General features: G+C 68.7%; 20 protein-coding genes. 5 read left to right on the top strand and 15 right to left on the bottom strand.

Going from position 1 to position 19,597, the window contains the following annotated elements; genetic code table 11:
- Positions 1–291: 291 nt before the first annotated feature.
- The 3 genes from DIE06_RS03850 to DIE06_RS03835 all read right to left on the bottom strand — a co-directional run bounded on the left by DIE06_RS03850 (position 292) and on the right by DIE06_RS03835 (position 2,853).
- Positions 292–1,320: a DedA family protein/thiosulfate sulfurtransferase GlpE gene (locus tag DIE06_RS03850; RefSeq protein ID WP_124613596.1), complete on the bottom strand. Its 1,029-nt coding sequence runs from the start codon at positions 1,318–1,320 to the stop codon at positions 292–294.
- Positions 1,321–1,508: 188 nt separating this feature from the next.
- Positions 1,509–2,015 (bottom strand): cupin domain-containing protein, encoded by a 507-nt coding sequence (locus DIE06_RS03845; protein ID WP_124660207.1) that lies wholly within the window; start codon positions 2,013–2,015, stop codon positions 1,509–1,511.
- Positions 2,016–2,382: 367 nt separating this feature from the next.
- The gene (locus DIE06_RS03835) at positions 2,383–2,853 is read right to left on the bottom strand and encodes a universal stress protein (RefSeq protein ID WP_124660205.1); all 471 of its coding nucleotides are present in this window, start codon (positions 2,851–2,853) and stop codon (positions 2,383–2,385) included.
- A 320-nt stretch (positions 2,854–3,173) separates the two neighbouring features.
- Between DIE06_RS03835 and DIE06_RS03830 the strand changes: the two genes are divergently transcribed.
- Together DIE06_RS03830 and DIE06_RS03825 are read left to right on the top strand one after the other, a co-directional pair.
- Complete coding sequence (locus tag DIE06_RS03830) at positions 3,174–5,285, top strand: PAS domain S-box protein (RefSeq protein WP_124660204.1); 2,112 nt, start codon at positions 3,174–3,176, stop codon at positions 5,283–5,285.
- The gene (locus DIE06_RS03825) at positions 5,282–5,929 is read left to right on the top strand and encodes a response regulator transcription factor (protein ID WP_006755659.1); all 648 of its coding nucleotides are present in this window, start codon (positions 5,282–5,284) and stop codon (positions 5,927–5,929) included. Before DIE06_RS03830 ends, DIE06_RS03825 begins: the two co-directional genes overlap by 4 nt.
- A 78-nt stretch (positions 5,930–6,007) precedes the next feature.
- On the opposite strand, the gene DIE06_RS03820 is transcribed toward DIE06_RS03825, so the two are convergent.
- From DIE06_RS03820 to DIE06_RS03790, 7 genes are all read right to left on the bottom strand, one after another.
- Positions 6,008–6,412 carry a lysozyme inhibitor LprI family protein gene (locus DIE06_RS03820; protein ID WP_124660203.1) on the bottom strand — a complete coding sequence of 135 codons (405 nt, stop codon included), beginning with the start codon at positions 6,410–6,412 and terminating at the stop codon, positions 6,008–6,010.
- Between the two features lie 261 nt (positions 6,413–6,673).
- Positions 6,674–7,003, bottom strand: a complete 330-nt coding sequence (locus tag DIE06_RS03815) for a DUF4148 domain-containing protein (protein ID WP_124660202.1) — start codon at positions 7,001–7,003, stop codon at positions 6,674–6,676.
- Positions 7,004–7,285: 282 nt separating this feature from the next.
- Entirely contained in the window at positions 7,286–8,161 is an 876-nt protein-coding gene (locus DIE06_RS03810; protein ID WP_124660201.1) for a PilZ domain-containing protein, read from the bottom strand.
- Positions 8,162–8,239: 78 nt separating this feature from the next.
- A complete protein-coding gene (locus DIE06_RS03805) occupies positions 8,240–10,786 on the bottom strand; it encodes a transglycosylase domain-containing protein (protein WP_185733338.1) in 2,547 nt (848 codons plus the stop codon).
- A 197-nt stretch (positions 10,787–10,983) separates the two neighbouring features.
- Entirely contained in the window at positions 10,984–11,991 is a 1,008-nt protein-coding gene (gene lhpH / locus DIE06_RS03800) for a trans-3-hydroxy-L-proline dehydratase (protein WP_124660199.1), read from the bottom strand.
- A 54-nt stretch (positions 11,992–12,045) separates the two neighbouring features.
- A complete protein-coding gene (locus DIE06_RS03795) occupies positions 12,046–13,167 on the bottom strand; it encodes a branched-chain amino acid ABC transporter substrate-binding protein (RefSeq protein ID WP_124660198.1) in 1,122 nt (373 codons plus the stop codon).
- A 121-nt stretch (positions 13,168–13,288) separates the two neighbouring features.
- Positions 13,289–14,026, bottom strand: coding sequence for a FadR/GntR family transcriptional regulator (locus DIE06_RS03790; RefSeq protein WP_124660197.1), 738 nt, complete (start codon positions 14,024–14,026; stop codon positions 13,289–13,291).
- Between the two features lie 261 nt (positions 14,027–14,287).
- Between DIE06_RS03790 and lhpI the strand changes: the two genes are divergently transcribed.
- From lhpI to DIE06_RS03775, 3 genes are all read left to right on the top strand, one after another.
- Positions 14,288–15,223, top strand: a complete 936-nt coding sequence (gene lhpI, locus DIE06_RS03785) for a bifunctional Delta(1)-pyrroline-2-carboxylate/Delta(1)-piperideine-2-carboxylate reductase (protein WP_124660196.1) — start codon at positions 14,288–14,290, stop codon at positions 15,221–15,223.
- 193 nt (positions 15,224–15,416) lie between these two features.
- Complete coding sequence (locus DIE06_RS03780; RefSeq protein ID WP_124660195.1) at positions 15,417–15,824, top strand: response regulator transcription factor; 408 nt, start codon at positions 15,417–15,419, stop codon at positions 15,822–15,824.
- 17 nt (positions 15,825–15,841) lie between these two features.
- Positions 15,842–16,621: a helix-turn-helix domain-containing protein gene (locus tag DIE06_RS03775; RefSeq protein ID WP_124660194.1), complete on the top strand. Its 780-nt coding sequence runs from the start codon at positions 15,842–15,844 to the stop codon at positions 16,619–16,621.
- Between the two features lie 19 nt (positions 16,622–16,640).
- On the opposite strand, the gene DIE06_RS03770 is transcribed toward DIE06_RS03775, so the two are convergent.
- The 5 genes from DIE06_RS03770 to DIE06_RS03750 form a co-directional block, all read right to left on the bottom strand.
- The gene (locus DIE06_RS03770) at positions 16,641–16,994 is read right to left on the bottom strand and encodes a metal ABC transporter ATPase (RefSeq protein WP_124660193.1); all 354 of its coding nucleotides are present in this window, start codon (positions 16,992–16,994) and stop codon (positions 16,641–16,643) included.
- Between the two features lie 181 nt (positions 16,995–17,175).
- Entirely contained in the window at positions 17,176–17,415 is a 240-nt protein-coding gene (locus DIE06_RS03765) for a UDP-glucose 4-epimerase (protein WP_124660192.1), read from the bottom strand.
- A gap of 16 nt (positions 17,416–17,431) precedes the next feature.
- Positions 17,432–17,722 (bottom strand): DUF1488 domain-containing protein, encoded by a 291-nt coding sequence (locus tag DIE06_RS03760; protein ID WP_124660191.1) that lies wholly within the window; start codon positions 17,720–17,722, stop codon positions 17,432–17,434.
- 103 nt (positions 17,723–17,825) lie between these two features.
- Positions 17,826–18,224 (bottom strand): DUF488 domain-containing protein, encoded by a 399-nt coding sequence (locus DIE06_RS03755; protein WP_124660190.1) that lies wholly within the window; start codon positions 18,222–18,224, stop codon positions 17,826–17,828.
- A 131-nt stretch (positions 18,225–18,355) separates the two neighbouring features.
- On the bottom strand, positions 18,356–19,558 hold the full coding sequence (locus DIE06_RS03750; RefSeq protein ID WP_124660189.1) for an amino acid aminotransferase: 1,203 nt from the start codon (positions 19,556–19,558) through the stop codon (positions 18,356–18,358).
- Between the last annotated feature and the right edge of the window lie 39 nt (positions 19,559–19,597).

The following is a 19,597-nucleotide window of genomic DNA, read 5'->3' as shown; positions in this document are numbered from 1 at the left end:
CCTCCGTGCGGACGCGTCGTCGCGGACGACGACCGGAGCTTCGCGCGGGCAGCGGCGGACGGCGGACGGCGGACGGACGGCCGACGCGGTCGCGGGAATCGGCGGACGGCCACGCGAAGCGCGGACAAGCGATTCAGAAAGCATATGTCGTCCGGCCCGCACGTGCATGATCGCGATCAATACCCGTGCGGGCCGCGATGCGCCGCGCACGCATGTGCCGAGCGCGATCATGAGGCCGCCGCCGATGATCACCGGCACGAATCGTGACGCGCGCGGAATCCCGCGCACGATTTATTTCGACAGCGTCGCGCGCACCGTATATTCGCCTTCGAGCGCGGTGCCGTGATCCGGCCGCACGAAATACCGCGACGCATCGAGATCGGCCGGCAACGGCTCGACCGGATAGCCGTGCTTCTCCCACGCATCGAGGCCGCCCTTCAGCGCCTTGATGTTGTGGAGCATTTTCTTGCGCTGCATCTTCGCGATCAGGCGCTTCGCGGTCGCCTCGTTCGGGCACACGCAATACACGACGATCGGCCGCTTCAGCAACTCCGGATCCAGCAGGTCCGGCGAATCGAGATCAACCGGCACCGCACCGGCAATCCGGAACGGCTCGCGTTCGCGAATCGCGCGCGGACGCGCATCGAAGATCAGCGGCGGCTCGTTCGACGTCATCATTTCGACCAGCTGCGGCGGGGAGATGCGCACCTGCGCGAGGTAGCGGCGGAACTGCACGCGGCGCACCCAGCGGTACAGCAGGAACGTGATGAAGATCGCGAGGAACGCGTCGAGGATCGTGCCGCCGCTTGCGCGCACCCACAGCACGAACTGGACGATCTGGTCGTGCACGGCCGCGCCGCCGACGAGCCAGAACGCGGCCCACAGCGACGCGCCCGCCAGATCCCAGAACAGGAACACGCCGATGCCGATCGCGGTCGTGCCGAGCAGCGGCGCCGACACGAGACCGAGGCCCGGCAGGAATTTGGAGAGGACGAGCAGCGGTGCGCCGTATCGTTCGAACACATTACGCGCGAAGCGCAGCGTCGTGTCGAGCGATAGCGAGAATCGCACGAGCCCGTTCAGCAAGCGCCGGCCGCGCGTGCGGCCCATGAAGAACCACATCGAATCGGCGAGCATCGTCGCGCCGATCGCGGCCGCGAACATGCTCGCCCAGGACGCCTGCCCCATCGCCGCCATCGTACCGCCGAGGATCAGCATCGGCACGGCCGGCACCGGCACGCCGAGCTGCGTGATCAGTACGCTCGCAAACACGGCCCACGGGCCGAGCGACGAAGGAATCGCAATGGGAAAGTGCCACACGGCGGCGCTCCTGGAAGACATGCGGACCGTGCGACGGGGGCGGCCGCCGATACGGCTGGCAGCGATCGCCGCGGCACGTCCGCGGCCGACCCTGCACCACCGTGCATTCTAAACGGGTTTGGCCGGGACCGCGCGGAACGGCCGCCGCCGGAAGCGGCGCGGGCCGGCGGGCATGGCCGCCGGCGCACTCACGCGTCGGAGCGCTGCGCGAGCCCCGCGACGTATTCCGCGTACGCCGGGAACGCGGCGGCCAGCGCCGTCGCGTCCGCGAGTTCGAATTCCGCAAACTCGAACCCCGGCGCGACCGTGCAGCCGACGAGCGCGACGTGCTCCGGCGACGCGCAGCGCGCCCCGAACCAGCGCCCGGCCGGCACGACCGCCTGAAACACGGTGCCCGGATGCGTGAGCGGGTTGCCGAGCCGGTGGATCGTCAGGCCGTCGTGCTCGTCGAGCACCCACACCTCGAGCGGATCGCCCGTGTAGAAATGCCAGACCTCGTCGGAACGGATCCGGTGCCACGACGAATACGCACCGTCGCACAACAGATAGTAGATCGCGGTCGACGCCGCGCGCGGCGCGCCGTCGGCCGGACGCACGACCGTATCGGCCGCGCGGTAGGTTTCCCGGAAATAGCCGCCCTCGGGATGCGGTTGCAGATCGAACTGGTGAATCAGGTCGGCGGCGGAGATCGGCATGGCGGATGACGTCGGTGAAGGAGTGAACCGGACACGCGACGCACGGCCCGGCCGATCGACGATGCGATCGGCCGACGTCGCGTGCCGCTGCGTCGATCGCCGCGGCCATGCACGCGGCGACCGGATCGCGCGCGGAATGCAGCGCGCGACGATGAGGCGGACACCGGACGATGCTGCCAGAAGTGCGGGCCACGATGCAACCGGCGCTACACGACTACGCTACGCCGTCGCGGCGCGGCGTCTGCAGCGCACGTCGATCGATGCAACGGACGCGCCGCTGCGCTCGCCATCGCGCCACCATCACGCCGGCATCCGCGCGGCAGCCCCCTGCCCGCCGCCGCTCAGGCCTCGGCGCCGCACCGTCCCGTCACGCGGTTGCCGCCGCGGCCGGCTCGTCGTGCCGCACCAGCAACACCGGCCGGTCGGCTGCGCGCAGCAGCGATTCCGCGACACTGCCGAGCAGCAGCCGGCGCAGGCCGTGCCGCCCGCTCGTCCCCATCACGATCAGATCGGCGCCGGCCTCGGCCGCCGTGCGCATCAGCACCACGGCGACATCCTCGCCGTACGCGTCGAGCGCGCGCACGGTGCCCGCCACATGCCGCTGCGCGAGCGCCGCTTTCGCGTCGTCGAGCACGGGCGTCGCCGCATCGGCTGCCGCCGCGTCGCCGTCGCGTTCGGCCGCGAAGCCCGCATCGACGTCGACGAGCTGCGGCCGGTGCTCGACGACATACGCGCACGTGACCTCGCCGCCGGATGCTGCCGCGATCCGGATTGCCTCGTTCAGCGCGAGACGCGCACTCGGGCTGCCGTCGAGCCCGACGAAAATCCGCTTGTACATGGTCCACCCTCCGACCTGGCACGCCGCGCGTCGCGCAAACGACGTGCCCGCCACCGCAAGCCGGCCCCATGCCGGCTCGCCTGCCGAACAGTCTGCCCCACGTGCCGACGCGCCCGTTGACGCGCGTCAAATGTGGCCGGGACGCCCGCTGCCCCGCCCGGCCATCTCATTTTCAGCTGACCCCTATTACAAAAAACGCGTAAACCGCGCACAATTTCAGTTTGAAAATAGACGTCGCACGCGGCCGGTGCGAGTTTTTTCCCGGTTTTGCCGCGCTGCCCGCGTGCCACGGGCGGCCCCGACACCAGAATGGCCATCGAATGACCGCCAGTGGAACCCCGTCGCGTGACGCCCGAGGGCCCACGCGTTTCCAGACCATGTTACGCCAGCCGCTCGCGGCCGGCGTCGTGACGCTGTTCGCCGGCGCGGCGCTGTCGCTCGGCGTCGCGCTGCTCGTTCGCGAGCAGTGGCAAGGCGCCGTCCATACGCGTTTCGAGCGCCGCACGACGCACGTGACGGCAATGCTGCGCCACGAGCTGCAAGGCAGCGTCGCCGTGCTCGAAAGCGCGCGCGGCGCGTTCGCGCTCGCGCCACAGATGACGCCCGAGCAATGGCGCCGGTATGCCGACACGCTCGATCTCGACAGCGGGCGTTCGCCGATCCGCCAGCTCGGCTATGCGCCGCTGTCGCCCGCGACACGCAGCGCCCTCGCCGGCCACGCGCCGATGCCGGCCGGCCTGCTCGCGGCGGGCGCGCTCGTTGCACCGGTGTCGAGCTCGGCCGGCGTGCGCTTCGGCGCGCCGGACCAGGCACCGCTGACCCGCGCGCTGCGAACCGGCGATGTCGCACTCGGCATCCATCCGGCCGACGACGATACGTCCCGCGATGCGCGCACCCTCACGCTGTTCGTACCCGCGACGGCTTCGTCGCGCGCGGCCGTCACGCCGGCCGGCGCCCATGACTCCGGCGCCGCCGGCGTGCTGTTCGCGGAAGTGAGCCCGAATCGCCTGGTCGAGCGCGCGCTCGACGCGGAACGCGGGCTCGACCTGCGGATGAGCGCGGGCGACGATCCGCACCCGATCGCGAGCGCCGAGACGACGACCGACGAAGCCTCCGCCTCGCCCGACCTGATGCGGCGCACCGACCAGCTGAATTTCGGCGGGACCGTGCTGACGCTCGCCTATTCCGCGGATGGCCGCCCGAGCGCGACCGGCGCGCAGCGCGCGGCCGGCACGGTGCTCGCCGCGGGGCTGATCGCGTCGTTCGCGTTCGCGGCGCTCGTCCATGCGCTATTGCGCGGCCGCGCCGGCGCCGCCGATACCGGCGCCAGCAGCCGCGGCATCCTGAACGAGGCGCGGATGATGGGCATCATCCGTTCGTCGATGGAAGCGATCATCACGATCGACGAGAAGCAGACGGTCGTGATCTTCAACCCGATGGCCGAACAGGTATTCGGCGTGTCGGCGATGGAGGCGATCGGCGCGCCGCTGTCGCGCTTCATCCCCGAGCGGTTTCGTGCCGCGCATGCGAAGCACGTCGACCAGTTCGGCGTGACGGGCGTATCCGAGCGGCAGATGGGCCGCCAGCGCGTGCTGTTCGGGCTGCGCGGCAACGGCGAGGAGTTCCCGATCGAGGCGTCGATCTCGCAGATCCGCGATGCGTCGGGCAAGCTCTATACGGTGATGCTGCGCGACATCACCGAGCGGCAGCGCGCCGAGAACGCGCTGAAGCAGTCGCGCGAGGAGTTGCGCGAACTGTCGGCGAACCTGCAGAACGTGCGCGAAGAGGAAAAGACCCGCATCGCGCGCGAACTGCACGACGACCTCGGCCAGCAACTCACCGCGCTGAAGATGGATCTGTCGGTCGTCGAGCAGCAACTGCGCGCGCCGGGCCATGGGCAGCCCGAAGTCGGCGTGCTGTCGCACCTTCAGGGCATGCGCCGGCTGATCGACGCAACCGTCGCGTCGGTGCGGCGCATCGCGGCCGACCTGCGCCCCGTGATGCTCGACGATCTCGGCCTCGTGCCCGCGATCGAGTGGCTGGCGAACGACTTCACGAACCGCTACGGCATCGACGTCGAACGCAACATCGAGACGGGCGGCCTCACGTTCACCAGCGCCGGGGCGACCACGCTGTTCCGGATCGTCCAGGAAGCGCTGACGAACGTCGCGCGCCATGCGGACGCGACGCGCGTCGCGCTGCGGCTCGACATCGAGGAAGGCTACTGCGTGCTGCGCGTCGCGGACAACGGCCGCGGCGCGGCACCCGGCGGCACCGCCCACGAGGACAAATCGTTCGGCCTGATCGGCATTCGCGAACGCGCACACATGCTGGGCGGCAGCGTGACGATCGATACCGCGCTCGCGCGCGGCTTCTCGATCACCGTCGCATTCCCGCTCGGCACCGTTCAACAGGAAACCACCCTCACATGATCAAGGTGCTCATCGCCGACGACCATACGCTCGTGCGCGACGGTCTGCGGCACATTCTCCAGAACGCCACCGGATTCGAAGTGGCCGGCGAAGCCTGCGACGGGCCGTCGACGATCGCGCTCGTGCGGTCGACGCCCGCGCAGGTGCTGGTGCTCGACCTGTCGATGCCGGGCCGCAACGGGGTCGAACTGATCAAGCAGATCAAGGACGAGAAGCCCGCGCTGCGCGTGCTCGTGCTGACCATGCACGCGGAACAGCAATACGCGGTGCGCGCGTTCCGCGCCGGTGCGTCGGGCTATCTGACCAAGGAAAGCGCGAGCGCCGAACTGGTCGGCGCGGTGACGAAGGTCGCGTCGGGCGGCGTCTACGTGAGCCTCGCGATGGCCGAGCAGTTCGCACAGAGCCTGAACGAGCCGGCCGAGACGCTGCCGCACCAGCGGCTGTCCGATCGCGAGTTCGACGTGTTCCGCCGGATCGCCGCCGGACAGACGCTGACCGAGATCGCGCAGGCGCTGTGCGTCAGCGCGAAGACGGTCAGCACCTACAAGACCCGGATCCTGGAAAAGATGCAGATGCCGCACGAAGCGGCGCTGGTCCGCTACGCGATGCGGCACAAGCTGCTCGACGAAACGGACGACGTCTAGCCGACCGGACCAGGCGACCGGACCGGCGAACCGCGCCGGCCGCGCGACGGGTGGGCCGGCCGGCGCGCTACGCAGCCGTTACTTCGCCGGCACCGGGCACGCCAGATCGCCTTCCTCGCAGGACAGATATCCCTTCAGTGTCTCGGTGCGCGTCTTGGTCAGATCGTCGAGGCAGGTCGACACGACCATCGAATACGCGCTGCCGCCTTCGGCGTTCGCGCTGGAGAAGTTGCACTCGGCATCGCGGTAGGCGATCCACGCGCGCTGCGCGTTGACGACCTTCTCGGCCAGCGGCTTCGCATCGCGCAGCCGCGCGGTGACGGCCTGGTAGGTGCGGTTCAGCTCCGCGTCGGATTTCTTGTACGCGCGATCGGCACACGCCGTCATCGCCGCCTGATCCACCGCGTCCGCACAATTCGCCTGTGCATGGGCAACGTTCGCCGCCAGCGCCAGCGCGCACATCAGACCGGTCAAGACACGCATGGATGCTCCTGTTTGTTTTCGTTGAAGTCGTGGAACCTGGTGCCGGGCTTGCCGCCGCGCCTCGGCGCGCGGCGTCGCAAGCCGGCCTGCGATACCCCATTCGCCGCGGCCGCGGCAGCGTGGCGATGCCGACCGCGATGCTAGCGCACGCGCGGCGGATTGTCAGCCGGCGTCACGCGCGCGGCGCATGCAAAAAAGCCCGCACTCACATGAGTGCGGGCCTTTCGATACGGCTTTGCCGGCGGCCGCGCGGCGAACGGCTTAGTGACCGAAGTACACCGACGAACGATCGGCGGCGGCCGGCACGGTCACGCGCTGGCCCGACTGAGACGTCGCGACCGGGTTCGCGCCGTAGCCCGTCGCGTCAGCCTGCGCACCGGTGTTCTGGGCCGCGGCGATCTTGGCCTGTGCGGCCTGGATGTTTTCCGGATAGTTAATCCAGTCGTTCGGGTTGTAGCCGGCTTTTTCGAGCTGGACCAGCTCGGCGCGCACTTGCGCGCGCGTCAGCGGCTGCTGGTTCGATTGGGCGAACGAGACGACCGGTGCGGCCACCAGGGCGGCCAGTGCAACTGCCTTGATCAGCGATTTCATGATGCGTTACCTCCAGATTGTTTTGTCAGGCGCTTCGGACTCGATAGTCGTTGCGCATGAGTGAAAGTCTAGGTGGCTCGGCCATCAGGGTAAATACCTAAATTGCAAATTCACTGTTGACCGAAACCGTACAATTGGCGGGCATTTGGTCTAATCATCGGATGATTATGGCCGCATCCGCACCCAATAGGTGGCGCACCTTCGCATGCCCCGCTCGGGCGGCTCGATCCACCGGGCCGCGGACAACCGCCCTGCGGCTGCCGCGTTTGGCCCGTTGAAACATCAGCGGACCTGATCGGCCTCCGGGGCCCCGGCCGACAGGTCGAACAGCAACGCCTTGAGACAGATCCGGTCGGCGGCGGCAATTTCGTCGAAAGCAGCGTGGTGAAGCGTCCAGCCCGGCGCCGCGGAATCCGCATGCACCGCGCGCACCGTACCATCGAGCGTCAGCAGCGCGACGCGGTCCCCATCCGTATACGGCAACTGCACGCGCAACGGCTCGCCGGCCGCCGCGAGCGGCTGCTCGACCGCGATCGACCATCCGTTCAGGCTGAGATCGTGAACGATCCCGATGCCTTCCGCCTGCGCCGTGCCGCCCGTGCAGCGGGCCGCGATTCGGACCGGAACGCGCGGCTCCGCGCGTGTGCGCAACCGGTCGACGAAGCCCGGCGGGGAAAGCACCATGAACGGCGTGGCGCCCGCTGTCTGCACCGCTTCGACCGTCGCACCGAAGCGCGACACCGCCGACCGGCCGATCGCGACCGCCTCGACGTCGTCGCCGCGGGCAAAGTCGAGCATGACCGCCGGTTGCGGCTCGACGAACAGCGCGCCCGACGCGCCGACCCCGATCAACCGGCAACGCTGCAGCACGCGGGTCGCGCCGACCCGCCGCCGGATGCCGATCGCGGCGCCGGCCGACAGCCCCATGCGGGTGGCCGCCGGCGCGGCGTCGCGCGATGGCACGACGGGCTCGGCGTCATCGCGCCTGCGCACGGGCCGGAAGTGCTCGAACAGGAAGTCATGCTGCGCGGGATCGCGCAGCGTCGTGCCGGCGGGCAGCAGCGCGGCGCCGCCCGCATCATAGAGATCGAAGTCGAGCGGGACGCCGGTGGAGACGTCATCGCGCGCGAGCGCGACGTGATCGGTGATAAGCCGCATCGGAAAGGCGCGGAGCGACCGCGCGAGCTGTCGTGACAACGTTATTACGGCAGCATCGCGCGAAATCTGAACGGCGCGTTACTCCGAACCGCTGGTCGCGTTGGGTGAAACCGGCACCGGCGCCGGGGCAGCCGAAGGCGCGGCGCCCGGCGCGGAACCGAGTCCCCCACCCGTGTTGCCCGGGCTCGTCGTGCTGCCTCCCGCCGCCGGCGGCTGCGCGACCTGAGGTTGCGACGCGCCCGCCGACAACGCAGCGGCCGATGCCGCCACCTCGGACGCCGGAACCCATTCCTCGACGATCCCGCCGGATGCCGCCTCGGGCGCCGACGCGGCGGACGCGGCCGACGCCGCGGCTGCGTCCGTCTCCGGCTGACGCTCGATACGCTGCGTCCTGACAGGCGCCGGCGCCTGCTTCGGCTCGGGTCCGAACCAGCCGTCGAACAGGTCCGTCACGCGTTCGCGCACCGACGCGAACCAGCCGGGCGACGGCTCGGTATCGAATTTCAGCTTCGTGTCGACGATCCGGGCGCGTTGCGCGCGCTGGAAGAAGTCGCCGACGATCGGCAGCGCGCTGTGCGCGCCTTGCCCCCAGTAGTCGCTGCGCAGCGTCACGCGGCCGTCGTCGAAGCCGACCCACGCGCCGGCCACGAGCCCGGGCTGCATCAGGATGAACCAGCCGTCCGCGTTGTCCTGCGTGGTCCCGGTCTTGCCGGCCAGGTCGCCGCGAATGCCGAAGCGCGTGCGGATGCTGCTGCCGGTGCCGCGCGTCACGACGTCGCGCATCACGTCGAGCAGCGTCTTGTCGGTCTCGGCGTCGAGCGCGCGCTCGGGTGGCGCCGGCGCGTATTCGGCGAGCACGTCGCCCTGACGGTTCTCGATGCGCGTCACCATTTGCGGCTCGACGTACAGCCCGCCGTTCGCGATCGTCGCGTACGACGCGACCATCTCCTTCAGCGTCACGGGGCTCGTGCCGAGCGCGAGCGACGGCACGCGCTCGAGCGGGCTTTCGCGCACGCCCATGTCGCGCGCGAACCGCGCCACGGCCGCCGGACCGACCTTCTCCATCACCTGCGCGGTGATCCGGTTGCGCGACAGCGCGACCGCGTCGCGCAGCGTCATCGGCCTGCCCGACGGCGGCACGTCGTCGTTCGGCCGCCAGATCTCGCCGCCCTTCAGCGGAATCTCGACCGCCTGGTCGATGAACGTATCGTCCGGCTTCATCCCGTTCGCGAACGCGACGCCATAGACGAACGGCTTGAAGGTCGACCCCGGCTGACGTCGTGCCTGCGCGACGTGATCGAACGGCTCGTTCGTGAAGTCGCGGCTGCCGACCCACGCGCGGATCTGCCCGTCGCGCGGATCGATCGCGACGAATCCGGCCTGCACGTCGGTCTTCGCCTTGCACAGCGCGCGCATGAAACCGCGGTCGGCGGCGAGCTGCTTCATCGCGGCCGCATCGTTCTTGCCGGCGTCCTGTGCCGCCTTGTACTCGGGCGACTCGCGCATGAAGGTGCGGAACACCTCGTTGTCGGTGCCGCAGCCGTCGCGGCCGCTCCATGCGTTGTTGGCGATACCCTGCAGCTGGTTCGCCTGCTGCGTCAGCGCCTGGGTCGCCATCTGCTGCAGCCGCGAATCGATCGTGGTGCGCACGATCAGCCCGTCCGAATAGATGTTGTAGTCGTTGCGGTCGGCCCAGCCGATCAGCCATTTGCGCAGTTGCTGCGCGAAGTGCGGCGCGGGCCCCGGCGGTTCCTTCTGGCGCTCGAAGTCGATGCGCAACGGTCGGCGCTGCAACTGCGCGAACTGCGCCGGCGACAGCTTGCCGTACTTCACCATCTGGCCGAGCACCGTGTTGCGCCGCTGCAGCGCGCGCTCGGGATTCAGCACCGGGTTGTAGTAGCTGTTGCCCTTCAGCATCCCGACGAGCGTCGCGCTGTCGAGCACGTCGAGTTCGTCGGCCGACTTGTCGAAATAGGTGCGCGCGGCCATCTCGACGCCGTACGCGTTGTACAGGAACGGCACCGTGTTCAGGTACGTCTCGAGAATCTGGTCCTTGCTGTACACGGCCTCGATCTTCAGCGCGGTGATCGCCTCCTTCACCTTGCGCGTGAGCGTCGGCGCGCGGCCGATCTCGTCCGGATACAGGTTGCGCGCCAGCTGCTGCGTGATCGTCGAGCCACCCTGGCGGCTGCCCGAGAACGTATGGAGCGCGGCCGACGCCGTGCGCTTCCAGTCAAGGCCGTGGTGCTGGTAGAAACGATGGTCCTCGGTCGCGATCAGCGCGTCGACCATGTGCGGCGAAATCTGCTTGAGCGACACCCATTCGCGGTTCGACGGCTTGAATTCCGCCAGTACCTTGCCGTCGGCGGACAACACCTGCGCGGGCTGGTCGACGCGCGCCTTGCGGATGTCGCCGATGCTCGGCGTGAACGGAATCAGCAGCAGCACGTACAGCAGGAACAGCACGGGCACGGCGGCGGCCGCGCGCAGCACGCCGCGACGTGTCGGATGACGGAAAGGGTGCCAGGCGCTGGCCAGGACACGCTTGACAGACACGGCGGCAGCGGCCGCGACGGGTTGGGCGCGCGCGACCCATTTGGCACAGAGGTCACGCACTGACGACACGTTTCGGCGATTCACGCGGGTGGGGGATCTGCTGGAAAGGCTGCATCGTACCAAAACTCGCGCGGCACACCGGCCGGTTGCCGTCCCGAGCCCGCGGGAACGGCGTCCGAGTGCGCATTTTTACAACAAAAAAGGCGCGCGCCCCGTGACGGGACCGCGCGCCAAGCCTGGTACAACCGGGAGCCGTGCGCCGAGGGTCAGCGCACGAGAAAGCCGTAGGTCAGCGGATCGCGCTCGTCGACGATCCAGTTCGCGAACCCGCAGATGTGCGCGCTGCCCTCCACTTCCGGGATCACGGCCGGCATGTCGCCGACCGTCGTCTCGCGCAGCACGCGTCCCTTGAACACCGTGCCGACGATCGATTCGTTGACGAGCGTGGCGCCGGCCACGAGCAGGCCGCGCTGGTAAAGCTGCGCGACGCGGCCGCCGGTGCCGGAGCCGGTCGGCGAGCGGTCGACCTCGCGATCCGCGAACACGCAGCAGTTCGCCTGCGTCGAGCCCGGATGGCGCGGCGCGTTCGCGATGATCGTGCCGTAGATATGGTTGATTTCCGGAATCTCGGGATGCACGACCGGATATTTCGCGTTCGCGGCGGCCTTCACCTCCGCGCCGAAGCGGATCAGCTTCTCCACGGCCGCTTCGCGCACCGGCAGGTCGAACGGCGCGCCGTCGACGTAGAAGTAGAACGCGCCGCCGTACGCGATGTCGCCGGTCACGGTGCCGAACGACGGCGTATCGACCGACACGTCGCGCCGCCAGATGAACGACGGCACGTTGACGAAGCGCACCGGCCCCGCGTGCTCGCCGTCCCATTTCACGAACGCCTCGATGAAGCCGCACGGCGCGTCGATGCCGACGCGCGTCTCCGGCACCGTGCGCTGCACCCAGCCGAGCTCGACCGCGGCGGTCGACAGCGCGATCACGCCGTGCCCGCAATGGTCGCTGTAGCCTTCGTTGTGCACGAAGATCACGCCGAAATCCGCGTTCGGCGATACCGGTTCGGTCAGGTAGCCGCCGTACATGTCGGCATGGCCGCGCGGTTCGAACATCAGCGCGCGGCGGATCTCGTCGGCGTTTTCCTTGAGCCACGCGCGGCGCTGGACGATCGTGTCGCCGGGCAGGCGCGGCAGCCCGCTCGTGACGATGCGGAACGCTTCGCCGCCGGTATGGACCTCGACGGTGGAAAGGGATCGGGAAATTTTCATGAGGATCGAAAGCGTGAAGACGAAGGACGGCGCCGCGGCGCCGTCCGGTGACGATTACTTCGCGTACGGCTCGGGCAGACCGTTGCGGATCACGTAGACGGAGGTCGGCGCACCCTTCAGGTCGCCGCGTTCGTCGAACGAATAGGTGCCCGCGACGCCCGCGTAGTTCGACTTCGCCAGCTGCGCGATCAGCTTCGCCTTGTCGGTGGTCGTGCCGGCCTTGACCATCGCGTCGGCGAGCAGCTTCATGCCGTCGTAGTAGTTGACGCCGTAGACCTGCGGATCCGTGTGATAGGTGTCGTGGTACTTTTTCAGGAATTCGCGGCCGGCCGGCGTCTTCTCGAGCGCGACGCCGCCCTGCGCGCAATAGACGATCGACGCGGCCTCGCCCGCGACCTTGCCCATGTCGGCCGAGCAGATGCCGTCGCCGCCGAGCAGCTTCGCGCGCAAGCCGCGCTGCTTCATCTGCTTCGCCATCGGCGCGCCCTGCGCCGCATAGCCGCCGAGGAAGATCACGTCGGGATTGCTGGCCTTGATCTTGGTGAGAATGCCGAGGAAATCGGTGGCGGACGAGTTCGTGTACTCCTGGTCGACGATCTTGATCCCGTTCGCCTTCGCGACGTTCGTGAACTGCTCGGCGACGCCCTGCCCGTACGCGGTGCGGTCGTCGATGACCGCGGCGGTCTTCGCGTTCAGCGTCTTCGCGGCGAAGGTCGCCATCGTGCCGCCGAGCTGTTCGTCGCTCGCGCCGATCCGGAAGATGTTCTTGAAGCCCTGGCGCGTGAGTGCCGGGTTGGACGCGACCGGCAGCATCGGCACGCCTGCATTGCTGTACACCCGCGATGCGGGAATGGCGACGCCCGAGTTGTACGGCCCGAGCACCGCGACGACGCCCTTGTCGACCAGGTTCTGCGCGACCTGCACGCCCGCTTTCGGGTCGGCCTGGTCGTCATCCGACACCAGCTTGAACGTGACCGTCTTGCCGGCCACCTTCACGCCCGCCTTGTTGAGCTCCTCGACCGCGAGACGCGCGCCGTTTTCATTGTCCTTGCCGTTCGCGGCCTGCGGGCCGGTGAGCGGCGCCGAATGGCCGATCATCACGACTTCCTGCGCGTGTGCGGAAGTCAGCGCGCCGGCGGCAACGGCCACCGAAAGCGCGGTAACGAAGTATCGCATGGTGTGTCCCGATTGGTTTTGTGTGAAACCAATGTAGGATACGCGTGGTTACCATGCAAGCAATTTCAAAATGTTTTTTGCGATTCTGGTCGGCTTTCCGACCAGAATGAGGTGGCGCGCATTACTTCGGCGTGATGTCGCGACGGACGCGAAGAATGTGCTGCTCGACGTAGAACGCGGCGGCATCGGCGTCGCCGGACACGATCGCCTCGTAGATCAGCCGGTGCTCGGACACGTAGAGCCGGATCCGGCCCGCGTCGTAGATGCCGTCGTCCTTCAGCCGCTTCCACAGCGGCTGGTCCATCGTGTTCGCGACTTCGTCCGCGATCTTCACGATCAGCGCGTCGCCGGTCATCAGCGCGAGCTGCCGGTGAAACAGCCGGTCGCTTTCGTTCCACAGCGCGCGCTGCTGCGGATCGTCGATATCGGTGACGGTTTCCATCTGCGCGAGATAGCCTTCGGCGACCGGATCGGCGCGGCCGTGCGCGGCCGCGAGGCGCGCGATCGCGGGCTCGAGGATGAGCCGCACGTCGAGCGTCGACGTCGGGCTGAAGTCGGCATCGGGCGCGCTGCGCGCGTCGCCGCGCTGCGCGAGCACGTCGAGCGGCGCCGGCACGACGTAGGTGCCCGAATTGCGCTTCGTGAACACCAGCCCTTCGTTCTGCAACGCGCCGAGCGCCTCGCGCACGGCCGGCCGGCCGACCTGGAACAGCGCCGCGAGTTCGCGCTCCGACGGCAGCCTCGAATCGGCCGCATAGCGCCCCGCACGGATCTCGTCTCGGATCTTCTCGGCAACCTGTTCGTAGATCTGCAGCGGCCGAAAACCGGCTTCGAGCGATTCGGGACGTGCGGACATCATCTGGGGCTCCTGCCCGTCGGGGGTGTGGATCGGGGATAGGGTCGCACTATACCGGAGCGATACCGGCGCCTGTGCGTGCGACGCCCATCTGGACGGATATTAGAACCAAAATCGGCGATCCGCTTGCGTTTTCGGGTTGCCCGATCGCGGTAAATTGGTATAGATTCGATCCAGACCACCTGCCGTCGCGACGGCCGGCTGCCTCCGTGGCTGCGCGATGCGCCCGCCGTCCCCCCCCCACCGACACAACCGACCGACACGATGATCGCCCTCTCCCGGATTCCCGCTTTCGATGCCGCCGAAACGGCCGCGCTCCTCGACTACCCCGCGCTGCTGGCCACGCTCAGGCACGCCGTCGCCGAATACGCGGCGGGCGAGATCGTCAGCCCCGAACGCCTGGTCGTGCCGCTGCAGGCGGGCGGTGTCATGCTGTCGATGCCGTCGAGCGCGCGCGACCTCGCGAGCCACAAGCTCGTGAACGTGTGCCCCGGCAACGGCGCGCGCGGATTGCCGACGATCCTCGGCCAGGTGACCGCGTACGACGCGACGACCGGCGAGATGCGCTTCGTGCTCGACGGCCCGACGGTCACCGGACGCCGCACGGCGGCCATTACCGCGCTGGGTATCCAGGCGCTACACGGCGCCGCGCCGAGCGACATCCTGCTGATCGGCACCGGCAAGCAGGCAGCCAATCACGCGGAAGCGCTCGCGGCGATCTTTCCGGACGCGCGCCTGCACGTGCGCGGCTCGCGCGCCGACAGCGCGGCCGCGTTCTGCGCCGCGCACCGCGCGCAGGCGCCGCGGCTCGCGCCGCTCGACGGCGACGCGATTCCCGATGCGATCGATGTCGTCGTCACGCTGACGACGAGCCGCACCCCCGTCTATCGCGAAGCGGCGCGCGAAGGCCGCCTCGTGGTCGGGGTCGGCGCGTTCACCGCGGATGCCGCCGAGATCGACGCCGATACCGTGCGCCACAGCCGGCTCGTCGTCGACGATCCGGCCGGCGCGCGCCACGAGGCTGGCGACCTGATCGTCGCGCAGGTCGACTGGCAGCAGGTCGCATCGCTCGCCGACGTGCTGCGCGGCGCCTTCGCACGCAGCGGGCCGCTGCTGTTCAAGAGCGTCGGCTGCGCCGCATGGGATCTGGCCGCGTGCCGCACGGCACGCGATGCGCTGGCCGCGCGCCGGCCCGGCTGATTCGACGGCGGCGGCGACCGGCCGCCACCGCCTGCCGCCGCCTGCACCCCGCACGCCCGGCATCGCGGGACGGGCGTCGCCGCCGCCTTCCCGTACGCGTTGTAGGAAACGCCCTACAACACGTCGAAGCGGCCTACACAAACTTCCAGTTCGGCCGATTTCATTTTCGGCGGCGCAACAGGATACTGCCGGCATGAATGCCAGCCTGTCACCCGCCGTCGCGCTCAGGGTGTTCCTCGTCGATCACGCCATCGCCGTCCGGCAACGGATCGCGCTGCTCGTCGGCGCGATCCGCGGCGTCATGGTCGTCGGTGAAGCCGAAGACGGCCAGGACGCATGGATGCACATCCGCAGCAGCCACGCGGACGTCGTCATCGTCGACCTGCGGCTCGCGGACGGCAGCGGTCTCGACCTGATCGGGATGCTGTCGAAGGCCACGCCGCGCGTCGTCACCATCGTGTTGACGAACCACTCGGCGGCGGCATTCAGAGAGGCATGCGCAGCGGCCGGAGCCGATTATTTCTTCGACAAGACCGCCGAATTCGACGCCGCATGCCGCGTCATCGAATCCCTGGTGCACGCTCGCGCGCACCACCCCTGATCGAGCCGGAGTGACTCATGTCTACCGCCACTGCCTGCGCCACCGCCCCGCCCGTCGCGCGTCGGCCCACGACTCCGCTTCGTGCGGTCGCGCGCACGGACGCCGCCAAAACCCCGACCGGGCGCTGCTCGATCTGCGCGATGCGCTCGATGTGCCTGCCGCCCGACCTGACCGCGGACGAGTACGGCCGCCTCGACGCGATCATCTGCTCGACCCGGCAGGTTCGCCAGGGCGACGCGCTGTTCCGCATCGACGATCCGTTCCACAGCATCTATGCAGTCCGTGCGGGCTCGTTCAAGACGGTGATGATGCATCGCGACGGCCGCGAGCACGTGACCGGCTTCCAGATCGCCGGTGAAACGCTCGGGATGGACGGCATCGGCAGCGGCCAGCACTGTTGCGACGCGATCGCGCTCGAGGACAGCGTCGTATGCATCATCCCGTTCGGCGCGCTCGAGGCGGCATGTCGCGAGATGAAACCGATGCAGCATTTCCTCTACCAGATGCTGAGCAGCGAGATCGTCCGCGAATCGAGCCAGATGCTGCTGCTCGGCACGATGTCGGCCGAGCAGCGCGTCGCGCATTTCCTGCTGAACCTGTCGTCGCGCTTCGAGGCGCGCGGCTATTCGGCATCGGAATTCAACCTGCGGATGACGCGCGAGGAGATCGGCTGCTATCTCGGCATGAAACTCGAGACCGTCAGCCGGATGTTCTCGCGGTTCCATCGGGATTCGCTCGTCGAAACACGCGGCAAGCGCGTTCGGATCCTCGACGCGCAGGCGCTCGCCCAGGTCTGACGCACGGGCGCGGCAAGCGTCATTGCGTGCCGGCGCGCGTCGCGACCGCATGCAGCGCGACCGCTTCAGGATCGCCGGCGTGCCAGGCCGACAGCGCCTGTTCGGCTTGCGCGAACGCGCGCTGCATCGTCTCGTTCACGTCGTCGCCGGTGCTGCAGGGCAGCATCACCGGCGCACGATCGTGCATGACCAACTCGAGGCACACGTCGTAGGTCGGGCCGCCGCCGACGGTCGTGCGCGCCTCGATCGTCAGCACGCAATCGTCGAGCCGCGCGCGGAATCGTTCGAGCCGCACCAGTTGCACCCCCGCTTCTGCTTCGAGCGCGGCGGAACCCGCGAATCCGACGCAGACGATCTGCATGCCCACGCCCATGTCGTTCCTCCTGACGCTGTCGCCCGCTGTCGCCCGCTCGTCGACCGCGTTGCCTGTCCCGGGTTTTCCTGTTCCGCCGGCGGTGGAATCCGCCTGTATGCGTGTCGCGCTGCGCGATGACGGACGCGGCGATCGCTGTCCTGGCAGCGTTGTCTTCGCGCACCCGTCGGCGCGTGGCGGTCTACACGCTGAATGTCTGCGACGCCTTCATTTCGATCCACGTCATCCCGGCCCGCAACCCTTCGATCGCGGCCTCGTGCTCGGTCGGGTACGCATGACTGTGCTCGAACGTGTGATGAAAACGCGTTTGACCGGTACCGTGCTCGACCGTCACGCGGCAGCGGAACTCGCCGGATTCGCACTGTCGCGTCTCGATCTCGACCGACCAGTCGCGTTCATGAATCGTGCCTTGCAGTGTCATGCCTCCTCCTGCGGGGTCAGTCATCCATCCGGAAGTGACCGCTGTGCAGCAACACCGGCCGGCCGCCGATTTCCTCGAGCATTCGTCGTGCCATCGCCTCGATCGCCGACCGGTGCGCGTCGAACGCATGCAGCAAATCCCGTTCGAGCAGCGACGGCGCACCGAAATGGTCTTCCAGTGCCTCGGCCGTGATCGCGCACTGCACGCAGCGACCGTCGACCAGCGCCGAAAACGCGACGACCAGATCGCGCGCGCAATATTCGGGCGGTTCCGCTGGAAAGGCTATCTGCATCTGTTCGCCTGTCATCGTCGGGACAATTCATGACATGAGCATAGCGGCCCGCGGCGCCGCACGCTTGACCCACGTCAACCGGTTCGCTGCACCGCACGAAACGACGACCGGCGGGCGCTCAGCCCGCATCCGCGTCGATCGCCGCGCCGCGCTCCGCCAGCAGTTCGCGCAGCACGCTGCGATGACAGCGGCGCTCGTCCTCGCAGTAGCAGCCGATCGAGAACGCGCTCGTCGCCGACAGCGCGGCGAGCAGGTCCAGCACCTTCGGCGCGTCGCCGTGCGCCATTTCCGCGCGGAAGTGCCGCGTGAACGCGCGCCATTCGGCGTCGGTTTCAGCGGCCTGCGCCTGCGCGACGAGCCCGGGGCTCGGCGACAGCGTCGGCAGCCATACATCGTAGTAGTTGCGCGATGCGAATTCCGCCTTGGGTACGCCGCGCGGCGGCCGCCGCACCGTGCCGATCCTCGGGCCCTCGCCGGCCGTGCGCGGCGTGCCGAGCCGTACGATTCGAATAGCCATGCCGCTCCTTCGTCTTGCGTTCGATCCGCCATCGTACCGCCGCGTCGCCGCCGCGCAAGAAAAAACCGGCTGCCTCCACGGGGGAGACAGCCGGTTTCGGCGATGCGATCGGGCGCCCGGGGGCGCGCCGGTCAGACGCCGCTCTTCAGCACCTTGCCGATCGCGTCCGCGACGATGCCGACGTTCGAATCGTTCAGGCCCGCGACGCACATCCGGCCCGAACGCAGGATGTACACGCCGTGCACCTCGCGCAGCGCCTCGACCTGCGATTCGGTCAGGCCCGTGTACGTGAACATCCCGCGCTGCTTCACGTAGCGCGTGAGTGCTTCACCGCTCACGTGGTCGCGCAGGCCGTCGTGGATCGACTGGCGCATCCGCGCGATGCGGCGGCACATCGCGGCGAGCTCTTCTTCCCACTGCTGGCGCAGCGCGGGCGTGTTGAGCACGGTCGCCACGACCTTCGCGCCATAGGTCTGCGGGTTGCTGTAGTTCGAGCGCACCGCGCCGGCCAGCTGGCCCAGCACGCGCTCGGCCGCGGCCGCATCCTCGCACACGACGCTCAGGCCGCCGACGCGCTCGCCGTACAGCGAGAAATTCTTCGAGAACGAGTTCGCGACGAGCGCCGGCACGCCGCGGCGGGCCAGTTCGCGCACCGCGAACGCGTCCGCGTCGAGGCCCGCGCCGAAGCCCTGGTACGCCATGTCGACGAACGGCAGCAGCCCGCGCGCCTCGATCACGTCGATCAGCTTCTCCCACTGGCCTTCGTCGAGATCGACGCCGGTCGGGTTATGGCAGCACGCGTGCAGCAGCACGATGCTGCGCGCCGGCAGCGCGTCGATCGCCGCGAGCATCGCGTCGAATTTCAGGCCGCCCGTCGCTTCGTCGTAGTACGGGTACGTGTTCACCGTGAAGCCCGCGCGCTCGAAGATGAAGCGGTGGTTTTCCCAGCTCGGGTCGCTGAGCCACACCTGCGCGTCCGGGAAATAGCGCTTCAGGAAATCGGCGCCCACTTTCAGCGCACCGGAGCCGCCGAGCGTCTGCACGGTCGCGATGCGGCCGGCCGCCCGCGCCGGATGATCGGCGCCGAACACCAGCGCCTGCACGGCGTCGCGATACGCGGCGAGGCCGACCATCGGCAGGTAGGGCTTCGGGCCGAGGTCGCGCTGCAGCACGGTTTCGGCTTCGCGCACGGCACCCATCACGGGAATCCGTCCTTCGGCATCGAAATAGATGCCGATGCTCAGGTTGACCTTCTGATCGCGCGGATCTTTCTGGAAGTTCTCGTTGAGCGTGAGGATCGGATCGCCCGGGTACGCGTCGATGTGTTCGAACATGGCTATGTCGGTCTCGTTTGGAAGAAGGGTCGTGGTGCC

It is taken from the genome of Burkholderia sp. Bp8998, from assembly GCF_003854235.1.
Taxonomy (GTDB): domain Bacteria; phylum Pseudomonadota; class Gammaproteobacteria; order Burkholderiales; family Burkholderiaceae; genus Burkholderia.
The sequence above is the reverse complement of the archived record's forward strand: the minus strand, read 5'-3'. Positions and strand labels throughout refer to the sequence as shown.

Bases quoted from the DNA above. Each gene is read 5' to 3' on its own strand.
- DIE06_RS03810 (WP_124660201.1), bottom strand. From the start codon at position 8,161: ATGCGGCTTATCACCGATCACGTCGCGCTCGCGCGCGATGACGTCTCC.
- DIE06_RS03795 (WP_124660198.1), bottom strand. From the start codon at position 13,167: ATGCGATACTTCGTTACCGCGCTTTCGGTGGCCGTTGCCGCCGGCGCG.
- DIE06_RS03760 (WP_124660191.1), bottom strand. From the start codon at position 17,722: ATGACAGGCGAACAGATGCAGATAGCCTTTCCAGCGGAACCGCCCGAA.
- DIE06_RS03830 (WP_124660204.1), top strand. From the start codon at position 3,174: ATGACCGCCAGTGGAACCCCGTCGCGTGACGCCCGAGGGCCCACGCGT.
- DIE06_RS03775 (WP_124660194.1), top strand. From the start codon at position 15,842: ATGTCTACCGCCACTGCCTGCGCCACCGCCCCGCCCGTCGCGCGTCGG.
- lhpH (WP_124660199.1), bottom strand. From the start codon at position 11,991: ATGAAAATTTCCCGATCCCTTTCCACCGTCGAGGTCCATACCGGCGGC.
- DIE06_RS03755 (WP_124660190.1), bottom strand. From the start codon at position 18,224: ATGGCTATTCGAATCGTACGGCTCGGCACGCCGCGCACGGCCGGCGAG.
- DIE06_RS03765 (WP_124660192.1), bottom strand. From the start codon at position 17,415: ATGACACTGCAAGGCACGATTCATGAACGCGACTGGTCGGTCGAGATC.
- DIE06_RS03780 (WP_124660195.1), top strand. From the start codon at position 15,417: ATGAATGCCAGCCTGTCACCCGCCGTCGCGCTCAGGGTGTTCCTCGTC.
- DIE06_RS03770 (WP_124660193.1), bottom strand. From the start codon at position 16,994: ATGGGCGTGGGCATGCAGATCGTCTGCGTCGGATTCGCGGGTTCCGCC.
- DIE06_RS03845 (WP_124660207.1), bottom strand. From the start codon at position 2,015: ATGCCGATCTCCGCCGCCGACCTGATTCACCAGTTCGATCTGCAACCG.
- DIE06_RS03790 (WP_124660197.1), bottom strand. From the start codon at position 14,026: ATGATGTCCGCACGTCCCGAATCGCTCGAAGCCGGTTTTCGGCCGCTG.
- lhpI (WP_124660196.1), top strand. From the start codon at position 14,288: ATGATCGCCCTCTCCCGGATTCCCGCTTTCGATGCCGCCGAAACGGCC.
- DIE06_RS03820 (WP_124660203.1), bottom strand. From the start codon at position 6,412: ATGCGTGTCTTGACCGGTCTGATGTGCGCGCTGGCGCTGGCGGCGAAC.
- DIE06_RS03750 (WP_124660189.1), bottom strand. From the start codon at position 19,558: ATGTTCGAACACATCGACGCGTACCCGGGCGATCCGATCCTCACGCTC.
- DIE06_RS03815 (WP_124660202.1), bottom strand. From the start codon at position 7,003: ATGAAATCGCTGATCAAGGCAGTTGCACTGGCCGCCCTGGTGGCCGCA.
- DIE06_RS03835 (WP_124660205.1), bottom strand. From the start codon at position 2,853: ATGTACAAGCGGATTTTCGTCGGGCTCGACGGCAGCCCGAGTGCGCGT.
- DIE06_RS03825 (WP_006755659.1), top strand. From the start codon at position 5,282: ATGATCAAGGTGCTCATCGCCGACGACCATACGCTCGTGCGCGACGGT.